Source organism: Streptomyces sp. cf386, from assembly GCF_900103585.1.
GTDB lineage: Bacteria > Actinomycetota > Actinomycetes > Streptomycetales > Streptomycetaceae > Streptomyces.
In genome coordinates, this window is sequence record NZ_FNHV01000052.1 from 1 (window position 1) to 1,393 (window position 1,393).

General features: G+C 70.4%; 1 protein-coding gene and 1 pseudogene. One reads left to right on the forward strand and one right to left on the reverse strand.

Annotation, left to right across the window (positions count from 1 at the left end; all coding sequences use genetic code 11):
- Positions 1 to 603, forward strand: a pseudogene (locus BLU79_RS47230) (transcriptional regulator); the annotation flags it as partial.
- Positions 604 to 610: 7 nt separating this feature from the next.
- Here BLU79_RS47230 and BLU79_RS47235 read toward each other — a convergent pair.
- Positions 611 to 1,393, reverse strand: a 783-nt coding sequence (locus BLU79_RS47235; protein WP_093912232.1) for a helix-turn-helix transcriptional regulator, incomplete at its 5' end; no start/stop codon positions are given.

Sequence of the window (1,393 nt, forward strand, 5' to 3'; positions counted from 1 at the left end):
CCCGAACCCGCGCCGCCGCCCAGTCGTACCGTGCGCCCGCACCTGAAGCAGATCCTGGAGACCCTGCGGCCGAGCCCGGCCTACATCGTCAGCCGCAGCATGGACCTGCTCGCCTGGAACCCTGGCGGCCTCGCCTTGTATGCCGGCCTGGCCGACTGGCCCGCCACACAGCGAAACCTGGCCCGCTACCTGTTCCTGCACCCCGCGGCCCGCGGCCTCTTCCCCGACTGGGACAACCTGGTCCGCGGCTGTGTCGCCCGGCTCCGCGCCGTGGCCGGCACCGCCCCGGACGCCCCCGATCTCACCGACCTGGTGGGCGAACTCCTGCTCAAGAGTCCCGACTTCGCCAAGCTGTGGGAGCGCTACGACGTCGTCGGGCGCAAAAGCATCCAGAAGACCTTCCACCACCCCGAGGTCGGCGTCCTCACCCTCAGCGGCCAGAGCATGCACCTCGAAGGCACCCCCGGCCAACGCCTGGGCGTCTACACCGCCGAACCCGGCAGCCCCGACCATGACGCCATGCTGCTTCTCGACATGACCACACCGCAGCCCGCCGGACATCCCGACACGAACGCGGAGCAGCAACGCCGCACACAGTCCTGACGAAGGATCAGGTCGACGGCGAGGTGGTTTCGTCTGAGGACGAGGCCGGTTCGTGCGGCGTCGGCTGCGAACCGAGCATGTCGAGGAGGACGAGGGCGTCGTAATCGGGGGTGCCCGGCTCGGCGTAGTACGTGAGGAGCCGGTGGCCCGGCGTGCCCTCCAGCTGCATGGACTGGTGGCCGAGGGTGAGATCGCCGACCTCGGGGTGGTGGAACGTCTTGCGGCCGTAGGAGTGGCCCTTGATGTCGTAGCGCTCCCACAGGCGGGCGAACTCCGGGCTGTTCAGCAGGAGTTCACCGGCCAGCCTGGTGAGGTCGGGTGCGTCGGGGTCGGTGCCGGCGAGCGCTCGCAGGCGGGCGACGCAGCCGCGGACCTGGGTGGCCCAGTCGTGGAAGAGGCCGCGGGCGGCAGGGTGCAGGAAGAGATAGCGGGCGATGTTGCGCTGCTTGAGCGGCCACTCCTCGATCCCGGCCAGCAGCCTCAGCCCACCAGGGTTGGCCGCGAGCAGGTCGTTGGTACGGCTGACGATGTAGGCCGGGCTCGGCCGCAGGGTCTCCAGGATCTGCTTCAGGTGCGGGCGCACGGTACGACTGGGCGGCGGCGCGGGTTCGGGAGCGTATCTGGCGGCCCGTGCGGCCAGCTCACGCAGGTGCTGGTGCTCGGCGTCGTCGAGGTGCAGGGCGCGGGCGAGGGAGTCGAGCACTGAGGGACTGGGCCGGGTCTCCTTGCCGCGTTCCAGACGGACGTAGTAGTCGATGCTGATACCCGCCAGCGTGGCCAGCTCCTCGCG